The 19,740-nt window shown below is 42.6% G+C and carries 17 protein-coding genes; 11 read left to right on the forward strand and 6 right to left on the reverse strand.

What is annotated here, in order from left to right; all coding sequences use genetic code 11:
• Positions 1–88 precede the first annotated feature (88 nt).
• On the forward strand, positions 89–1,270 hold the full coding sequence (locus ACYCS5_RS22595) for a TolB-like translocation protein (protein WP_165145101.1): 1,182 nt from the start codon (positions 89–91) through the stop codon (positions 1,268–1,270).
• Here ACYCS5_RS22595 and ACYCS5_RS22600 read toward each other — a convergent pair.
• The 3 genes from ACYCS5_RS22600 to yhbH all read right to left on the reverse strand — a co-directional run bounded on the left by ACYCS5_RS22600 (position 1,257) and on the right by yhbH (position 5,107).
• Positions 1,257–2,288 (reverse strand): aromatic ring-hydroxylating oxygenase subunit alpha, encoded by a 1,032-nt coding sequence (locus ACYCS5_RS22600; RefSeq protein ID WP_165145104.1) that lies wholly within the window; start codon positions 2,286–2,288, stop codon positions 1,257–1,259. The genes ACYCS5_RS22595 and ACYCS5_RS22600 overlap by 14 nt on opposite strands.
• Before the next feature lie 213 nt (positions 2,289–2,501).
• A complete protein-coding gene (locus ACYCS5_RS22605) occupies positions 2,502–3,944 on the reverse strand; it encodes a SpoVR family protein (protein WP_069012807.1) in 1,443 nt (480 codons plus the stop codon).
• Positions 3,941–5,107, reverse strand: coding sequence for a sporulation protein YhbH (gene yhbH / locus ACYCS5_RS22610; protein WP_029516533.1), 1,167 nt, complete (start codon positions 5,105–5,107; stop codon positions 3,941–3,943). The genes ACYCS5_RS22605 and yhbH overlap by 4 nt, the downstream gene beginning before the upstream one ends.
• A 164-nt stretch (positions 5,108–5,271) precedes the next feature.
• Here yhbH and ACYCS5_RS22615 point away from each other — a divergent pair, with 164 nt between their 5' ends.
• The 5 genes from ACYCS5_RS22615 (at position 5,272) to ACYCS5_RS22635 (ending at position 9,579) form a co-directional block, all read left to right on the forward strand.
• Complete coding sequence (locus ACYCS5_RS22615) at positions 5,272–5,991, forward strand: response regulator transcription factor (protein ID WP_165145107.1); 720 nt, start codon at positions 5,272–5,274, stop codon at positions 5,989–5,991.
• Positions 5,988–7,058 (forward strand): sensor histidine kinase, encoded by a 1,071-nt coding sequence (locus ACYCS5_RS22620; RefSeq protein ID WP_340884863.1) that lies wholly within the window; start codon positions 5,988–5,990, stop codon positions 7,056–7,058. The genes ACYCS5_RS22615 and ACYCS5_RS22620 overlap by 4 nt, the downstream gene beginning before the upstream one ends.
• Before the next feature lie 144 nt (positions 7,059–7,202).
• On the forward strand, positions 7,203–8,126 hold the full coding sequence (locus ACYCS5_RS22625) for an ABC transporter ATP-binding protein (RefSeq protein WP_023987831.1): 924 nt from the start codon (positions 7,203–7,205) through the stop codon (positions 8,124–8,126).
• Positions 8,123–8,830 carry an ABC transporter permease gene (locus tag ACYCS5_RS22630; protein ID WP_023987832.1) on the forward strand — a complete coding sequence of 236 codons (708 nt, stop codon included), beginning with the start codon at positions 8,123–8,125 and terminating at the stop codon, positions 8,828–8,830. The genes ACYCS5_RS22625 and ACYCS5_RS22630 overlap by 4 nt, the downstream gene beginning before the upstream one ends.
• A 14-nt stretch (positions 8,831–8,844) precedes the next feature.
• Positions 8,845–9,579 (forward strand): ABC transporter permease, encoded by a 735-nt coding sequence (locus ACYCS5_RS22635; RefSeq protein ID WP_459760150.1) that lies wholly within the window; start codon positions 8,845–8,847, stop codon positions 9,577–9,579.
• Here the strand turns inward: ACYCS5_RS22635 and ACYCS5_RS22640 are convergent, their stop codons facing one another.
• Positions 9,580–10,941 carry a lanthionine synthetase C family protein gene (locus ACYCS5_RS22640; RefSeq protein WP_165145119.1) on the reverse strand — a complete coding sequence of 454 codons (1,362 nt, stop codon included), beginning with the start codon at positions 10,939–10,941 and terminating at the stop codon, positions 9,580–9,582.
• A gap of 197 nt (positions 10,942–11,138) precedes the next feature.
• On the opposite strand from ACYCS5_RS22640, the gene ACYCS5_RS22645 reads away from it, so the two are divergent.
• From ACYCS5_RS22645 to ACYCS5_RS22665, 5 genes are all read left to right on the forward strand, one after another.
• Positions 11,139–11,291: an FDLD family class I lanthipeptide gene (locus ACYCS5_RS22645; RefSeq protein ID WP_023987834.1), complete on the forward strand. Its 153-nt coding sequence runs from the start codon at positions 11,139–11,141 to the stop codon at positions 11,289–11,291.
• A gap of 76 nt (positions 11,292–11,367) precedes the next feature.
• Positions 11,368–12,630 carry a lanthionine synthetase C family protein gene (locus ACYCS5_RS22650; RefSeq protein WP_165145122.1) on the forward strand — a complete coding sequence of 421 codons (1,263 nt, stop codon included), beginning with the start codon at positions 11,368–11,370 and terminating at the stop codon, positions 12,628–12,630.
• A 50-nt stretch (positions 12,631–12,680) separates the two neighbouring features.
• Positions 12,681–13,358 (forward strand): winged helix-turn-helix domain-containing protein, encoded by a 678-nt coding sequence (locus tag ACYCS5_RS22655; RefSeq protein ID WP_165145125.1) that lies wholly within the window; start codon positions 12,681–12,683, stop codon positions 13,356–13,358.
• On the forward strand, positions 13,333–16,587 hold the full coding sequence (locus ACYCS5_RS22660; RefSeq protein WP_459760151.1) for a lantibiotic dehydratase: 3,255 nt from the start codon (positions 13,333–13,335) through the stop codon (positions 16,585–16,587). Before ACYCS5_RS22655 ends, ACYCS5_RS22660 begins: the two co-directional genes overlap by 26 nt.
• A 106-nt stretch (positions 16,588–16,693) precedes the next feature.
• Positions 16,694–18,475 carry an ABC transporter ATP-binding protein gene (locus ACYCS5_RS22665; RefSeq protein WP_459760152.1) on the forward strand — a complete coding sequence of 594 codons (1,782 nt, stop codon included), beginning with the start codon at positions 16,694–16,696 and terminating at the stop codon, positions 18,473–18,475.
• Positions 18,476–18,519: 44 nt separating this feature from the next.
• Here ACYCS5_RS22665 and ACYCS5_RS22670 read toward each other — a convergent pair whose 3' ends face one another.
• Complete coding sequence (locus ACYCS5_RS22670; RefSeq protein WP_340884868.1) at positions 18,520–18,843, reverse strand: AzlD domain-containing protein; 324 nt, start codon at positions 18,841–18,843, stop codon at positions 18,520–18,522.
• Positions 18,840–19,565, reverse strand: a complete 726-nt coding sequence (locus ACYCS5_RS22675) for an AzlC family ABC transporter permease (protein ID WP_459760153.1) — start codon at positions 19,563–19,565, stop codon at positions 18,840–18,842. The genes ACYCS5_RS22670 and ACYCS5_RS22675 overlap by 4 nt, the downstream gene beginning before the upstream one ends.
• Positions 19,566–19,740 lie beyond the last annotated feature (175 nt).

Raw genomic sequence — 19,740 nt, forward strand, 5'->3', positions numbered from 1 at the left:
CTTGTTTACAACTTGGAAACAATTCGATGTATTCATGAGATGTTCGGGCATTAAACTGGGGGTATCGTTAACAAGGAGGCCGTTGTACATGATAAAGAAAAACATAGACAGCTATGGGCAAAAGAACGGTTCCTCTCATCGCGAAGATTCCCGTACAAGAATTTTCAGACAGAAAGCCACGGGGCTGCTTATGATCGGCTTAATCGCCGTGGGATTGCTCAGCGGTTGCGGCATGAAGAGCGCAGGAGAGACAAATCCAGCATTCGGTATGAAACCGGGCCAACAGCTTACTGTGATTGACACGGATGCGGCTCAGAAGCAAGTAACGGATGAGCTGGTAGTATCGTCTATCGACAGGCTGGGGGATGTCTACGCGAGGTCTTGGCTGAGCGACGAAGAGCTGATTGTGGAGCGTAAAACCCAGCTGTGGATTCATAATGTAGAGACAGACAAGGAGCGGATTTTAACACCAGGTCGTAAAGCTCCACAGTTACTTGCTGTGGTATCACCGGATCAGCGCCATGTCTTCTTTACTGAAGGTAGCCCCAACAGCAAATATGATATTCAGGGCTACATTTTGGAACTAAGCAGTGGTAAGGTTACATCGATTGGCAAGCTGGATATGACTAATGAAGTGAGTTGGAGCGATGAGAATCATCTCATTACAGGCACACCGGATGGTAAAATCCAGCTGATTGGTCTCGACGGCAAAGCTGAAGAATTGAGTTTTCAAGATCCGAATCGCTCTGAGTTGATTTCTCATGTCGAAAAAGTGGGTAACGTCATATTTTATACAGGCAGTGATAAACAAGGGTATCCGGTGCTGAATCGGTTCACCCTCAATCATCCTCAGGCTGTGACCATTGCAGAGGGTGTCATGTCCTTTGCCGTGTCGCCTGATGGTAAATCTTTTGCCATTGAAAAACGGAAATGGAATACATCCGAACCAGCCCGTATGATCATTTTGGATGAACAGGGCAAAGAGAAAGGAATCGTCGGTCAAGGCACTTTAATGAGTCGTGGAAGCTGGTCCAGCGACGGGTCCAAGCTTGCTTATTCCATTTATGATGAGGATCAGCAAGGCATGAGAGGGCTGTATGTGTTTGACCAGTCCACGGGTAAAACCACTCCGGTTACGACCGATATCCAATCCTATGACAGCCCAACGGTATGGAGCCCATCCGCCCGGTTTTTATCCATGTACCAGAACATCTCGGAAGGTGGAAAACAGCTCAATCAAAGCTACATCGTCGAATTTAAGAGGAAGTAGTTTCTGGACCCAGTCGTACACGAGGCTCATCGTTGACAAGGAAATCATACCAGCGGTTGCGAAACCGAACCTGAGGTCCATCAGCGGGGACGTGTGCCTCCATTCGCAGCGCTTCTGGGATTGGACGCGGATGCTGGCTTTCCACCACGGCCCGATCCTCTTCCAGCACCTTGCCACTGTATCTGGAAAAAATGTGGCTCATGCCCGGTACAAATCTGGCAAAATTACGTCCAGCCAGTCCGTAGATGGCAGTTAACTCTTGCTCAATCGGAGTGAAGGTGACGAAATTAATAAACTTGCTGCGTCCTTCTTTTACGGGAGTCAAAATCCATTGCTGTGGAAAGGTATATTGTAATAAACCTTTCCCGTTTTTCACTCGAATATGATTGTCATCTGCTTCAAACTCGATATGAATGTCGGTGGAGGATTTTTTACCGATCGTTTTGTTATGGACAATTGGCAAATGAGCGACATCCAGCACGCTCTCCACAACTCTCGTCAGATGTGCCTTCCACACGGAATCGTAGGGAGACAAAATGAGAGAGGGGTCCTCCAGCTCGGGAAAAATCTCCAGAGGAGGGGGGGATGTGGATGTTCCCAACCCTGAGTTTATCTCAGACTTTGAGCCAACGGCCTGAGGATATACCCACAGCAGACCGGCTTTTTCAATCACGGGATAGGCATAGGTATGAGCAAATTCAGGAATAGCCCGTCCCGGATGTGCCGGAATATCCACACACTGCCCACTCTCATCGAAAGACCATGCATGATATGGACATGTGATGTGCCCGTTTTGACAATAGCCGAGCGACAAATCAGCTCCTCGGTGCGGGCAATAAGCATGGATGGCATGTACCTGACGATGATCATCACGGTACAGGACAATATCTTTGCCAAGCAGTCGCTTTTTAAGCGGTTTATTCTTTAGTTCCTTGGACCAGCCAACGGCATACCAGGCGATCGGGAATACCTGCTGATCACTTTCACGAACTTCACGAAAGCTGGGATGGGTGTTCATCTATATCAGCGCTCCTCGTTCTGCTTCTCAATTATGACCCGTGGGTCATTTATTATATTAGTATAATACACCCCTGATCCAAAACGAAACAGGTGTCCTGAAATTGGCAAGAAACGAAGGTCGCTTAAGGTTGTATGAAATAGTAAAAAAAGGTGCATATCCTTTTAGGAATGCCCCTTTTTTAAATTAGGCTGGCTATTTGATTTTGCATGACTATACAAACTTACGATGATGCTTCTTACCGTCATATGAGAATAAGGCGAGCTTACCCTCAATCATCGTTTCCAAATGAACGGTGCGCCCCCACAGCTGATATACATACGGAAGCGTGCGCTCCATATATTTTAAATCTAGCTCAATGCCTTCGTACTGGTGCTTGAGCTTCAACTCGCCCGTATGCAGGTAATCTCCATCCTCGACGACGATATAAGGGGAGCCTCCATTCACACGTGAAAACACGAGCTGATCCCGTATGTTTTCCCAGGATTTATCGGTAATTTTCCAATCAGGTCCTCGTTTCTCAAACACGTACAGATCCAAATCCTCTGTCAGCTTCTTGGTCATGTAATTGCGTATAAAAGAGGTGTCTGAGTCAAACTCTCGCACCTCGAACATTTTAGCTCGACCCTCGCCCGGTTTGCGCCCTTGTCGCTCTTGCTCCTCACGGGTTGGGTTATCCCAACGTTTTTCAATATCCTCAAATATTTTCAGTCCCAAATAGTACGGGTTCAGGCTTTGCTTGGAAGGCTGTACGACAGAAGCGTTCAGCATCGCAAATTCAACGGTTTCCTCCCCGGTCAAATCCAGTTCCCTGACAATCCGCTGGTGCCAATAGGAGGCCCAGCCTTCATTCATGATTTTGGTCTCCATTTGGGGCCAGAAATATAGCATTTCGTCCCGCAGCATCGTCATAATATCTCGCTGCCAGTCCTCCAGTACCTCGGAGAATTCCTGAATAAACCAGACGATATCTTTTTCAGGTTCCGGTGGGAACTGGCGTACCTTAATACCCTCGGTCTCGGCCGAATCATGCTGCTTTACTGTGTCCAGTGACCACAGATCATCGTAAGGTCCGATGGGACGCTGGTGTTTTTTGGGTTCTTTTTGCTCCTTGATTTTGAGTTCCATATAGCGCTGTTTATCCAGATGCCTTGGTTTGATAAGCTGTGGGTCTACATGCTCCTGTATCGCCAGTACAGAGTCAATGAAGGATTCAACAGTCTTTGAACCATATTCCATTTCATAGCTGTTGATTCGATCTGCTGTGGCCGACATACTCTCCACCATATTGCGATTAGAAGCTGAAAAGCGGGCGTTGTGTTTGAAAAAATCACAGTGTGCCAGTACATGAGCGACAATTAGTTTATTTTGCACCAAAGAATTTCCTTCCAGCAGGAAGGCATAGCAGGGATTGGAGTTAATGACCAGCTCATAAATTTTGCTCAATCCAAAATCGTACTGCATTTTCATCTTGTGAAACGTTTTTCCAAAACTCCAGTGGCTGAAGCGCGTGGGCATACCATAGGCTCCGAACGTATATACAATATCCGCCGGACAAATCTCATATCGCATCGGGTAGTAGTCGAGCCCGAATCCATCGGCAATCTCCATAATTTCTGATATCGCATATTCTAGCTCCTTCTGGTCGGTGCTCATCCCACCGTTCCCCCTTCCCGTTTGCGAAAAAAGGTGCGTAAGGCTTGGTATACCTCACCTTTTTCCTTGATGACATAGTACATAAACTGATCCTTTTTAATATTCTTGTAGGCTGACATCAGCGTGCTGCTGCGATTATATTGATTCACTTCGCCATAGCCGAACATATTGCTCCGCTTTATAAGTTCCTCGATTAGCTTCACGCACCGCTCATTGTCTGAGGTCAGGTTATCGCCATCCGAGAAATGGAAGGGATAAATATTGTAGCTGGAAGGAGGATATCGTTTGTCGATAATCTCTAGTGCTTTCAAATAAGCGGAAGAGCAGATCGTGCCGCCACTTTCTCCGCGGGTAAAAAATTCTTCTTCCGTAACCTCTTTAGCCTCGGTATGATGCGCGAGAAAGACAATTTCCACCTTTTCATACTGACGGCGCAAAAAGCGGGTCATCCAGAAAAAGAAGCTGCGAGCACAATATTTTTCAAAAGCGCCCATTGAGCCTGAGGTGTCCATCATGGCTATAATGACCGCGTTGGATTGGGGAATGGTCTTCTCTTCCCATGTCTTGTAACGAAGATCGTCCGGACTAATATGATGAATGCCGGGCTTCCCTTCACGGGCGTTGCGACGTAGATTTTCGAGAATGGTTCGTTTCTTGTCAATGTTCGCTTGCATGCCTTTTTTACGTATATCATTGAACACGATAGATTCAACCTCAATTTGATCCTTGTCTTTTTGCTGTAAATTCGGCAATTCCATTTCCTCGAACAGCATATCTTCCAGCTCTTCTATGCTGACTTCCGTTTCCATAATATCGTGTCCCGGCTGGTCGCCGGCTTTCTCACCTTTACCAGGCTTCTGGGAGGCAGAATCACGCCCGATGACATCTCCCACCTGACTATCTCCATCCCCTTGGCCTACATGCTTTTGCTTTTGATAGTTATAAATGAAGCGATATTCATCCAGGCTGCGAATCGGCACTTTAATAATCTGTTGACCGTCCGACATAATAATATTTTCTTCCGTTATCAGATCGGGTAGATTTTGCTTAATGACATCTTTGACCTTCTGCTGATGACGTTGCTGGTCCTGGTACCCTTTGCGATGCAGCGACCAATCTTCGCGGGATACGACGAATGAATATGGCTGGCGTGGTTCCGGCATTATTAGGCACCCCCCAAGTGGATACACGGCACAGTTTGGCCTTGTTGGTTATTAAGTATATTCACGGGGATGAACGATATGTGATGGAACTCGATTTAAATTCTGCCCGTTTGCTTTTATAATGAAAGTAAAAAATGTAAAAAAAGAATGGAGAACCTTGGGTTATGGAAGAAATTGCAGTACTTATAGTAGACGATGAGCAGGGGTTGCGGGATATGCTGACAACGGTGTTAAAAAAAGAAGGGTTCCTTCAAGTCAGGCATGCTGCAACGGGGCGGCAAGCGCTGCAAGTCGTGATGGAATCTCATATAGATGTGATTGTACTTGATGTCATGCTGCCTGATAACGATGGGTTTGAGATATGTCGTCAAATGCGACTATATACCGATGCCCCTATTCTTTTTTTGACGGCAAGAGATACAGACCTAGACAAATTAATGGGGTTCGGTATCGGAGGAGATGACTATATTACCAAACCGTTTAACCCGCTGGAAGTCGTTGCCCGTATGAAGGCTCGAATGAAATATCGGAAAGTTTCGACAGTGGTCATGAAACCGACCTTACGCAGTTTAGATTTTGGATATTTTCGATTGGAACTGGAATCCGGTGTGTTGTATGTGGAGGACAAGCAGGTCGAGTGTCCGGCACGTGAATGGCTGCTGCTGGTATTTTTGTGCAAGCACCCTAACCGTATTTTCAGTGTACGGCAGCTTTACGAGGCGATATGGAGCGAGGCCTTCTTGGGTGATGAGAAGACTGTAGTGATTCATATTTCCCGTTTGCGGAAAAAAATAGAACCTGATCCCAAGCACCCGCAATTTTTAATCAATGTAAGAGGGCTTGGTTATAAAATGATGTCAGTCAAGATGGAGGAGCAAGGATGAACTCTCTGGTTAAGATGTCCTTTCGTTTTATGAAAGTAACGTTGTGCTTTGTACTGGCCTATGTCCTATGTTTTGTTATTTGCACGATCTTATATATTTTTATAAAAAGTATATTTGGAGCATCTCAAAATATAAATATTGATCTCTTCTGGGCAGGACTTGGTATCGTGCAGAGTGTTGTGTTCATAGTTGCTTACGGATGGTATATAGGCAAACCTTTGGTGTATGTAATCAAATGGATTGGAAATATTGCGACAGGGGAATTCCAAGCGCCGCTAAGTGAACTGGAACTGCCGGAGGGCAAAAAAAATCAGAAAAATAGTTATAAACCTCCGTATCAATTGTATAAAGAAGTTTTTGAACAAATGAACATCTTATCGGCTCAATTGCGCAGCAATGAGGAAGAGAGAGTGGAATTAGAGAAACGAAAACAGCAGTGGGTAGCAGGTGTAAGCCATGATCTCAAAACACCATTATCTTATATTGAAGGATATGCGGCTATGCTAACTGCTCAAGAGTATGACTGGTCTGATGAAGAAAGAAGAAGCTTTAGTATGGGTATCAGTGAGAAAGTGACGGAAATGAAGCAGTTGATTCAGGATTTGAATGCTTCTATGCAGCTTAAGGAAGGTCCATTGCCAATCCAATTGGAGAAGGAGGACATTGTGGAGTTTCTCCGTAGTACAGTCATAGATATCGCTAACCATCCTTCAGCCGAGCAATACGAATTTTCTTTTACGTCAATGGACGCGGCATGTATTATGCCCTTCGATAGTAAATTATTAGGCAGAGCGCTGCAGAATTTTTTGATTAATGCTATCATTCATAATCCTCCAGGTACACACGTTTCCATGGAAGTAAGCAAAGCGAACGATAAGCTTCATATTTCTATCGAAGACGACGGAATAGGAATGAATTCCAATGAGTACATGCAGGTATCTCATTCCCAAGGGCATGGAATACCTATTGCCAAAAGCTTTATTGAGGCGCATAACGGAACGCTTCGTATCCTACCAGGCAGTAAAGCGGGTACAAGGATGGAGATTTCACTGCCGCTAAATATCTAATTTTTTAACATCTAATCTCACATTTTGCAGTTTGCTCGGTTTTTTTGCCTGTTGTTTAGGGACTGTTTACCTGATGTTTACTTTACTTCAGTAAACTGTATGTAACTTAAGCTTCAGCATTAGAAGTCGAGAGGAGATCAGGAAATGTCTGAATATGTAATACATACACAGCAGCTAACTAGGCGTTTTGGAAAACGGGAATTTGTAAAACGAATAAATCTCCAGGTACCCGGACAGCAGATTTATGGATTTTTAGGACCTAATGGAGCGGGTAAAACAACCACGATTCGTATGCTACTTGGGCTGATTAAATCCACATCCGGGGAAATTGAGATTTTTGGGAAAAAGCTGAAGGATCAGCGTATGGAAATATTGAAGGATATTGGTTCCTTGGTTGAATCACCTGCCTATTATGCCCATTTATCCGCATATCGAAATTTAGAAATCGTTACAACCATGCGTGGACTGCCGACCCGAAGAATTCATGAAGTGCTGGATTTAGTGAGATTAACCAAGGATGCGTATCGTCCGGTAAAGGGATATTCCTTGGGGATGCGACAAAGACTGGGGATTGCTATGGCGCTTATTGCCAACCCCAAATTGTTAATACTTGATGAACCGACGAATGGTTTGGACCCGTCTGGTATTCAGGAAATTCGGGAGTTAATTATGAGCCTCCCTGGCGCCTACGGAATGACGGTACTGGTTTCGAGCCATTTATTAAGCGAAATTGAGCAGATTGCAACCTATGTAGGAATTATTAATCAGGGTGAAATGATCTTCCAGGGAACGATGAAGGAACTCACCGCCAAAAGCAAGCCTCAATTATTCATTGAAACCCCAGATCCTGTTCTGGCTGCCGGTGCACTGATTCAGCATGGGTGGACGGCCGGGGCTGAATCGATTGAACAAAATGAGGTCGTGACTCCTATTGTAGATCGGCAACAATCTTCGGAGATGATCAAGGTGCTTGTGGAGCACAATCATCCCATTTATCGGGTCACAGAGAAGAAAAAAACATTGGAGGAGATATTCCTGGAACTGACAGGTAAGGAGCGAAGCTTATGATACTCCGGGTTATAAAGGCAGAGGGGCTTAAGCTGAAGAAAATATGCTGGTGGATTCCTCTTATACAGGGGTGTGTACTTACAGGCATGACTGCTGTGGAATGGTATCTTTACTTTCGGCAAGGACCGGGAGGTGTCTACGCTGGTTTTGCCGTTATGTTTATGTTCCTTTCGTTTGTGATGCTGCTTGGCGGTACACTTTTGGCGAGCATTATGGCCGGTACAGAGCATGATACTCAAACATGGAAGCAGCTTATGGCCATGCCTGTTCCCAGAAGTTATATCTATTTATCCAAAATCGTATGGATTGTGATTCTGCAGTTGGGTACCGCCTTGATCACTGTAGCAGGTATGAGCCTCATCTGGGTGTTATATACAAACGAACCCATTCCTTGGCGGATCATGTTGTTACAGCCGATTAATGCAAGCTTGGCTACCCTACCAGTACTTGCAATTCAACTTTGGCTGTCTACGCTTTTCACTAATCAGGCATTCCCATTAGCGTTTGGTATATTCGGTTCAATTGCAAGCTTGTTTTTGGCACGCACAAGTATTCTGTGGATTAAAATATTGCCTTGGTCGTACCCTGCATTATCAAGTCCTCTGATGAAGGAACACATGATTTGGGTGATCGTTGCTTTAAGTGCAGGAGTCATCTTTACGGGACTTGGTACACTACAGTTTACCAAGCATGAATTCAAATAGAGAGGAAAAGATACATGGGCTCTATTTTACGCGTGGAGATAATAAAGCTTCAATGGATCATGGTTTGGATTCTCATTATATTGGATGCGGTCATAAATTCTTTAATGGGAGTCCTGGAACTGAATGATTTGAAGCAGTTTTTTTCGCCCAGTTGGTTAACTTTATATACGTATTCAGCGCAATTTCACTCTATGTTTTTTTATCCGCTCTATTGTGGAATTATCGCTTCTCTTTTGTGTGCGTATGAGCATCGGGATGGGGGATGGAAGATTTTATTAAGCAGCCCGTATCCTCGTCAACAAATTTATTATGCAAAATATATATTGCTCATTCTCATACTGGGTCTGGATCAGCTTATATTTATAGTAGGCTATTTTGTAAGTGGAAATATAGTAGGTGCTCCAGGAGAAATCCCTTGGTCTGTCGTTCTTTCTACCGGTTTGGGAGGGTGGCTTGGGATTTTTCCCCTGGCAGCACTACAGCTTATGCTCTCGATAAAAATTCGGAATTTTGGAGCTTCTCTGGGAATGTCCATTTGTTGTGTGGTTCCTAATATTGTCATAACAGGCTTTCACTCTTCCATAGGTGCGTGGTTTCCTTTTACGATTCCTTATTATATTATGATGCCGCAAACAGCGACTTATGCACCCAGAGTTGAGCCTTATAGTCTCGGACTGATTGTCATTTTTACGTTTTTAGCCTATCTGTATGGTGGAAGAAAGATGTTTGTGAATAGGGACTGGTTGTAGTTAGGATAGCATGAGGATGTAATCCCAACCGATCTCTTTGTTCTCAGAAACACTTAATAAAGCAGCTGCAATCCCAGCAACGCCTTCAAGCATGCCCGCTTTTGTCAGCCAAGTTAAAGAGCCATCTGACCTTGGCTCGGGGTCCAGATATCCAAGTGGGCTATCCATTTGAAAGCGATCAAGCAGACAATTCGTTAACTGTTGAATAAGCGGGAGAAACGCAGGCTCTTTACTATGACACCACATTCGCCAAGAGATGGTAAGTAATCCGGCAAGACCGTGACAGAGTGCAGAAGAGTCCATTTCCCGCTTAGCTATCTCATAGGAGATTGCACCGACACAAGCTTTCACAGCCAATTTTTGCAGATTATCGTTATGGAGAGCCTTTCCGGCAAGAAATAGGGAACAGGCGATGCCGGGTGTACCGTAGCACCATGCTTCTCTTGCTCGTTCCAAATCAAACTGCAAAGAGCCTGTTTCAGCTTCAAATGGAACGACATGAGGCCAGTAGTAGCCGTAGGTATCTTCATATTTATACTTAAGCAACCATTCCGTAATGGTTTCGATCGCTTGATATTGGCCTTTTACTTCAATTCCAGCACTGTAAGCTACAGATAATAAAGCCAACGGTCCAGGAATCCCGTGTGCCATTCCACAATTAAAATTGCCCAGAGGATAGTTACGTTTATCCCGGTCTAAAAATTGAAACTTTTGCGGGGAGTACCACCCTGGGACATAACGATTGTGAATATGTATGGGATGTGTAAGATCGGTAAGAAATTGAAGAATTGGCTCAACAAGAGGAGTACAGATAGGATCGGTTGAGTTCATCAAAATATATCTTCCAATCCCTGAAGCTCCCGAAATGGTGTCAAAGGCTTGCATGGGCATACCTTCGTGAAGGCTTAATTGTTCTGTGTTCGACTGAAGCCATTGCTCTGTAAGAGGCATCATCCATTGATGTATTTGCTGTAAGAAATTACTGTAGTATTTTCCATGATTAGAAGCCTCTCTTACGGACGAAGCGATGCCTGCCCAGCCACTGTAAAGAGAGAGATCGTGAAGACCATTTTTAGCAAGTGAGGATTGGATCTGAGCCATGTTTGAATGTATGGCTCTATTCCAATCATACGAAGGGTCTGAGGCACGCCATTGCGATAGTAAATGAATGTTACCAGGGTAACCATGCGAAAGTGAAGTTTCTCCCCATGGGTGGTACTTTGTTTCTGGCGAAACATTGTGTTCCGCATGGACTGCTGCATAGACGGATTCGGGCTCGCATAGACGTAAAGCAATTTTTTTACTAATATCTCTTGCACGAACTTGGTCGGATTGTTGTATAACAAAACTATCCATTTTCATATGAAAGCCTCCATTATTTTTTTCTTCATTATATTGTCACTAAAATCTAGTGTGTTGTCCTTAAAAATACTAAAAAATAATGAAGGTTTATCTTAAATGTACTCGTTGAAATTAAGACAAATGTAAGAATTATATAAAGTCTAGTTAAGATTATATAACTTATAATAAAATTGTAAAAAATAAAAGGAGGTAACAAGATGAAAAATCAATTTGATCTGGACTTGCAAGTAGCTAAAAATGAGGTTGCTCCAAAAGGAGTTCAACCAGCCAGTGGTATTATCTGTACTCCTTCATGTGCAACAGGTACTTTGAATTGTCAAGTTAGTCTTACCTTCTGCAAAACGTGTTAATAACGAAAATACATGGAAAAAAGGCACGGTTTCTATAACCGTGTCTTTTCCAGTTACGAAAATGAGGGAAGGATTTATGGTTGAAGATTTGAAGGGGAGATCAGTTGAAATCAGTAAGTATATAGCACAAAAGCTAATAGACCTATCATATACAGAAAAGATAGTTAATCATACAAACAACCTTTCACCTTCACGTGGAAATCCCCCTTGGAATCCTGGCTCGCTTGCCGATGGAATTCCGGGTGTGTTTGCGCTGTTGTCCGAATGGGGTTACCTGGAGCCAGATCAAAATTGGGCAGAGCATGTGCATAGTCAGTTACGGTACTTAGATACTAACTCTCTATTATTATTGCCTCGTATTTCTCTTTATTATGGAACAACAGGAGTAGCTTATGGCATATTATTAGCTTCCAATAACAGAGCTAATTATAACAAACTAATCTCTCAGCTTAATAAGTATATTGAAGTAAAGTGGGGGGATTTACCTGTAATTGACACAATTACAGAGTTCAGTAGGCAAATGGATATCATCAATGGGCTGCTCGGAGTGGGCAGATACACTCTGGAGGTTGCTGAAGACAAGACGATGTGTGATCTGTCTCGTCAATTATTAGACACCATTACGCACTTTATACCTGAATATATACATTTGTCGTCAAGGGAAGATTCGGCTTCAATCCATCTAGGTTTGGCGCATGGTATCACCGGAATACTTGCACTGCTTGTCACTGCCCTACAAAAAAAGATCAAAGTTGAAGGACTACATGAGGCTATAAAACATATAGCTGATTTTTTGCTTATTCAAATTCAGGAGGATCAATATGGCTGGTATTGGCCTGTAAACTCTCAAGCGTCTTCAATGAACAAGAGAGAGAAAAAAGTAGGGATGAGAGAAATTGAAGGCTGGTGTCATGGAACCTTTGGAATAGCTTGGACATTATTCAGAGCAGGAATTGAGTGTAGTAATGAAGAATGGAAAAAGATAGCGGAAAAAGCTATGGAATCCATATTTTGCTTAGATGATGAGCTACTAAACGCGCTATCCCCTACTTTCTGTCACGGGTTGGCCGGTTTGCTTCATATGGCTCATAGATTCTATAGCTTAACCGGTAATATAGCAGCCTTACACTTTGCCGATCAGATAGCTTTAAAGTTAGTAAATTTATACGACGAAGAGCTCCCATTTGGATACCGGGATTTGGAGGGGACAACTCATGTTCATAATGTAGGAATACTGCAAGGAGCAACAGGGATTGGGTTAAGTTTGCTGGACTATGGAATTGGGAAAGAACATCCTAAATATTCAGGGAGATGGAGTGAATTGTTTCTAATTTCTTAAGGGCGCTCTACCTTATTGCTTATCTGAAGCATTGGTTTTGGGGGGATTAGATGAAACAAAAATTTATGGTTATATCATCTTTTAGGAAGATTAAGCATTTTTTTGAGACTTTAAGCACTCCAGAAAACATTCGAATCATGTTTTATGATTCGCTTTACCAGGCTCTACCGGAGATTGATGAGCAGTGTATCGGTGTAGCTTTGAATCAGGATCATATAACGCTAGAGGACTTGTCTTACTGGCACACCATTAAAGAAAAATTCACGGTTCCATTTATCTTTCTTTCCTATCATAGTGATGACCAACGGCAATTGGATCTCCTCAAACAACTGTTTTCAATGGCTTCATCTGCATATGGAGTGGAAAGAGAACAGCAGGCTATTAGTTTATCACCCAATGTCATTTTTGATCCTGCTGGAAAGGTTATTTGGAAGCAAGGGCATGAGCATATGCTGACTATGATGGAATTCCGATTATTAATGTATCTTCTAACTGCAAAAGAGTGTGCTTCTACGATTGATCACATTATAGACAGAGTCTGGGGAGTGGATGCTTTTACTACGTCTAATACGGTGTATGTGCACATCCGAAAATTGAGAGAGAAAATAGAAGATGATCCAAGTCATCCAAAAATTCTGGTAACATGTCATGGAATCGGTTACAAGTTGAATATATTTCCTAAAAACTTGGAGGTGGTCAGTTGTGAAGAGACAACTGCATTACACTGATGCGCATAAACTACATAATGAAGTGAGAGATCGGGATGAAAGATGGTTTAGTGCATGTGATTTTTTTCTAATCAGAGCTCCATTACTATCGCTAGACCGATATTTTCAGGTGTTTTCGGATCAAGATGTGGACAGCCAGCTTACTTTGGAGGAAATAACTCGTCGATTAAAGTTGATATCCCAAGAAGCTGTTGTTCAAGAAGCCATATCATTAGCCTCTCCGTCCCTAATGCAGTTTTTACATTACTTGAATGATGGTCATGCTTTGGATGATAAAGGAGAGCTACAAAAGTATGAGAAGACGCTGAATAGCTTTTATCGTTATTTTATTCGGATGACTACCCGAACGACTCCATTTGGGTTATTTTCAGGAGTGGGGCAGGGGATTTGCGGGAAGACTACCGATCTGGATATTGGTAGCTATCCTAAGCATCTGAAGAGAGCTAGACCCGACATGGAATGGATATATAAACTGATTCAAAAAATAGAAGCTGATCCGGCCATATTTAATCAACTAAAGGTTTTCCTAAACAAAACGGTTATGATCAAAGGAAATCGAGCCAAATTACCATTCCGACCTAAGCATGGAGCAGCAGAAGCTGATGATTCGGCAGAAATTTTTAATTCCATTCGGCTTACTGACGTTGTTCGAATGACGTTTGAAGCTGCGGAACATCCAATTCGGGTGATGGAACTGAAAGAAATACTATTAAAGGCATTCCCTGACGCTACTTTGGAAATCATAGCTGATTATTTGCAGCAACTAGTAGAGCAAGAGTTTATTTTGAGCGAGCTTAGACCTCCGTTAATGGATCATTCACCCTTTCATTACATATTCGAAAAAATTAAAAATCTGGACATTTCCGTTCCTTGGATTCACATTTTACACGAAATTGATGCTTTGTTACTTCAATATAATCAATGCACGATTGGAGAAGGAGAGAAGGTCTACCGGAAATTATGTGACAAAATGCTGGATATCATTTCTGTAAAAACACCTGTACAAGTTGATGTTAAATTGGATAAAGAAGTAACGCTGCCGAAACATGTGCTTGATGAGGTTTCATTAGGGGCTGAAGTCATGTGCAAATTGTATGCATCCCCCAAAACGGATGAATTGGCTGAATATTTGAATCGTTTCTTGGAAAAGTACGGTGTGTATCAGGAGGTTCCTATTCATGAACTGTTTGATGAGGATTGGGGTCTGGGTATACCGGAAATGTATCGTTCAAATGAAAAAAAATCAATGGGCATGGAGGCATTTAAACGCAACGCTGTTCTCTTTCAATGGGTTTCGAATGTCATTTCTAATCATGAAATAGAACTCGCCCTTACAGATGAACAGTTAGAGCAACTGATGATTTCTGATAACTACGACACTTCCCCAGAATCAATGGAGATCTATTACAGTATATTTGCTGATTCTCCTGAAAAAGTTGATTCTGGAGACTATTCGCTTTTACTTGGAGCCAGTGCTGGCTCGAATAGAGCGGGTAAAACCTTTGGACGTTTTCTGGATATGTTTAGTGAGGAGTTTGTACAAAAATTCTCTGAAATATATGATCATCACCGATGCTTTCATCCCGATGCGTTATTGTCAGAGATGGTTTTTATGCCGGAACAGGGGAAAATATCCAATATCTCATTAAGCAAAAATTTAATGGCATATGAGATTGTGTCGGGAACCACCTCTTCTAAAGATGAGGACCATACGCTCTGTATTGATGATTTAGTGGTGGGTGCTACTCATGATCGTTTTTATGTCAAGTCCAGACGTTTGGGTAAGGAAATAATCCCCTTGCAAACACACATGCTGAATTACAAACTTTCACCACATATATTCAGATTTCTAACGGATATTACCAATAAAGAGATTGGTACGTGGTCTTATTTTGACTGGGGGCCATTAGAGCAGTCCCCTTTTTTGCCAAGACTAGTATATAAAAAGATCATTATTAGTGCTGCGCAGTGGAAACTGAGCAAAGCTTCATTGAATATTTCAGAATCATGCGAGTCCAAAGAAGGGGAAGAACTTTTCCATATGTGGAGAAAACAATGGAATGTACCGCGCTATGTTTATCTAACGATGGGGGATAATCGCCTTTTATTAGACCTATGTAACCTCTTCCATATCAAAGAATTGCTACATGAGGTGAGCAAGACACGTGAAGGACAGGAACTTCTTCTTACCGAGTGTTTGGGTAATCCCTTCCATACCCCAGTACAGGGGACGGCAGGAAGATATATGGGAGAATTTGTGTTTCCACTAAAGAAGAAAAAAATAAAGGTGAAACCGAGTATCCCTAGTTCACAAAGCCATATGGATTCTCAAAACTTCATTGCTCATCCTCCTTCCAGCATTCATAGAGGCATATTTCCAGGAGGGGAGTGGCTATACCTTAAATTGTACGGAGTCAAGGAAAGAGAGACTGACCTGGTAGGCTTAAGCCTAGGGCATCTCTTAAAACAGCCGGGGTTTAAGGATTGGAGTCGAAAATTTTACTTTTTGCGATACGTTGATCCTGAACATCATATCCGTTTACGTTTTCAGGGAGAGCCCGATAAGCTATGGGCAGCTGGTTTGGCGCAATTAAATCAGTGGGCAGCCGAGTTACGTGAAGAGGGGCTAATAACGAATATGGTCATAGATACATACCATCCTGAATTGGAGAGGTATGGAGGACAGACACTTATGGAGCTGGCAGAACAGGTTTTTGACGTGGATAGTCAATGGGTCATCGCCTATATGAAGGGAATTCGCTCTAATGCTTTCAATCTGGACATAGAGATTGCGGCTGTGATTAACATTATTCATTATCTGAGTGGTTTTGGTTTAACGATTCAGGAGCAAGTGAAATGGCTAGAAGAGAGAATTGATTGCAAGCCTCATATGAAGGCGTTCAGGGATGTCAAAAAAACATTGATTACCGCTGTAGAATCGAATTATGAATGGATTGGACAAGCAGATACGAACACACAGGTTGCTTTCTTAGCGCTTGTAGAAAAAAGACAGACTATGATTCAGCAGTATGCTCAAGCGATAATCCTGGCTAAAAATAATCACGAACTTACCAATCCTCCTGATGATATTTTAGGCAGTATCATTCATATGCATTTGAATCGTCTGCTTGGTGTAAATAGGGAGCGAGAAATAAAATGTATGGCTTTAGCTAAGCATACAGTAGCTAACCTGTTGCATAGGAAAGGGGTAAGCTATGTCACAGTCTAATGGACAAACCAATGACCTGATCTCTTTGTCCTATAAAAATATATTTCGTACCTTTTTATTTTGGCCTCGTATATTCAGGCTGCTTTGGGACACACATCCTTCCTTTTTGATTGCTATACTCATTACGAATTTATTGAAGGGTGCAATTCCTGCTGTGATCCTTTTAACCACGAGAGAATTAATCAACAGTGTCGTGGCCGGAGCGTCAGGGGGCAGCTTTCAACCTGTTTTTATAGCTTTTGGCGTCTTGATCGGTGTCAATTTGCTGTACGATCTGATCAATATTGGCGAAAGCTTTTTTCGTAAAATGTTTCAAAGCCGGCTATCGAACCAGGTAAATATCAGAATTATTGAAAAAGCACAAAAGATGTCTTTGCAGTCGTTTGAGGATGCAGATGTGCAAAATATGCTCCAACGTGCTCAGGGAGAGGCAGATTTTAGGCCGTTTGAAATATTTACTCAAATTCTTGCCATTATTAGCAGTGTTGTAACCTTATTCTCGACGGGTGCTATTCTCATCGCATGGAGATGGTGGGCGTTCTTATTCATTTTTCTCATTCCATGCTTATCATTCTATTCTTTTTTACGTATCGGGCAAAGAGAATTTAATGTTCACTTTCAAAGAGCAGGAAGACAACGTGAATCCTGGTATTTGTCGTTTTTAGTGACAAGAGATAATAGTTTTAAAGAAGTGAAAATATTTCAATTGGGAGACTATCTGCGAAAAAGATACAAAACGATACTCGAAGGGTTTTATCGCGAGGATAAAGTGCTAGCGGTTCGTAGATCCTATACTTCTCTTGTATTTCAGATTGTAAATCAGGGTGCGTGTGCATTTATTATTTTCATGGCCATACAAGCCACTTATGTTGGTCAAATTTTAGTGGGGAACTTGGTGAGCTTAATTCAGGGTATCACGTTAACCCAGTCAACATCGCAGAGCATTGTACAAGGGATTTTAAGCTTGTGTCAAAATAATTTATATATCAAGCAGCTATTTGACTTTTTGGATATGCCAGAAGAGGCAAAAATACAAAAATCAGTTCAGCAATTGCCTTTGTCCGCTATTCACAGTATTGAATTTCGGAATGTATCGTTTAGATATCCGAACACGGAGGAGAATGCCATTTCTAATGTTAGCTTCAAGCTTCATCAAGGAGAGAAGCTGGCCATTGTAGGGAGAAATGGATCGGGTAAATCAACGATTGTGAAGTTACTAACTCATCTGTATTCCGATTTTGAAGGAGAAATCTTAATTAATGGACACTCTATACATGAATTGGATAAAGACAGTTTTAGAGAAAAAATAGGCGTTGTTTTTCAGGATTTTGTACATTATGAGATGGCTGTTAGAGATAATATAGGCTTTGGGAATGTGGTTTCCAGAGAAAATGATGAGGCTATTTGGACAGCTATAGATAAGGCGGGAATTACAGATTTGATAGTCGGCATGCCTGATAAAATGAATACCTTGCTTGGAAAATGGTTTGAAGATGGACAGCAGCTATCTGGAGGACAGTGGCAACGTATTGCAATAGCCAGGGCTTTTATGAGAAATGCCGATATATATGTCTTGGACGAACCGAGCTCTTTTTTGGATCCACACGCGGAAAAAGAGGTTTTTCAAAAGTTTGATCAGCTTATTCATGAGAAAATAGGAGTGTTTATTTCACACAGATTGTCTTCCGCACGTATGGCGGATACCATTATTTTAATGGAGGAGGGCAGAATTGTAGAAGCAGGTAGTCATGAACACTTAATGGATATAGACGGAGTGTATGCAGAAATGTTCAGGCTGCAAGCCTCCTCGTATCTTTCACAACGAGCGCATGGTTTTGAGGAAGGAGATTTGTCGCCCTCGTTAGTAAGGACGACAGATGGAACCTAAGAAAGGACAGACGCCCTCCTATTGTAGGAGGGTAACTTTTATTTTCACCACAACAGTCGAATTACAGCCATACTCACAATACCGACAACGACGGTAGCCAGCAGGTTTTTGCTCCACAAGGCGGTCACTAGCGTTGGAAAGACAGCCATAAGCACTTGCCCATTAAAAGTGACGGAGGTCTCGGTTCGGACGAGTAGATTTTCCATCACGAGTGCAGTGAAAATACAAATAGGAATATAGGAAAGCCATTGTAGCACTGGCTTGGGTAGCGCCAGCCTTTGCAGCACGACAAAGGGAATGATCCTTGGGATCGCCGTGACAATCATGGCACCGATAATGATATACAGGACATGGGGATTAATGTTCATTTGTCGGTTAACACTCCAATCGTTGCGGTGATCATGGTCGCTACAATGACAGCAATATGTGACGGCACCCACCAGGACAAAAGGTACATCAGAACAGCCATACATAGCACAAGCAGCAGACGATGCTTGAGTTTGGAGGTATGGACACTTTGGAGCTGGGAAATGAGTAGGGCAAGAAACATCGCAGGCAAGGCAAAATCCAGACCAAAAGCCTCCGGTCGGGAAATCCAGTTTCCGAGAATCCCTCCTGCCACACAGGATGCAATCCAGGCGAGATAAGCTGTAATATTAAGCCCGTTCATCCAGCGGTCATTGACCTGCCCGCCTTTAGCCAATTTATCCGACGCTACCCCAAAGGATTCGTCCGTCAAAAGAACGCCGATACCTATATTTTTCCATAGTGAATATTTAGAAAAGTAAGGAGCCAACGATGCACTTAGCAGCAGATGGCGGGCATTCACAATGAATGTCGTTAAAATAATGACGGATGGAGGACTGGCTATAGCCAGCATGGAGCACATAATAAACTGGGAGGCTCCTGCGTATACAAGCGCCGACATCAGGGCAATTTCCATGGTGCTAACCCCTGACGAAGCACCCACAATCCCTGCCGCGAACCCAATACATACATAACCAAGCAATGTAGGAATGCAATCTTTAACCCCTTGTAAAAAGCTGAGTGAATCATGCTTCGTTCCGCTCAACTCCGAAGCTATGGACATTTTAATCTTACCCCCAGTGTATAAATTTTTTAATAGTATATAACGGAAGTCGTAATGTATCAATATATTACACAATTGTATGTTATATTGAATAGTACCTATAGCGAACACGTAGTCTTATTATCCGTTCTCGGCTACACTCTTCTAATCAGAAGAATTACAGTCTAATAAAGTA

It is taken from the genome of Paenibacillus sp. SEL3, assembly GCF_054602585.1.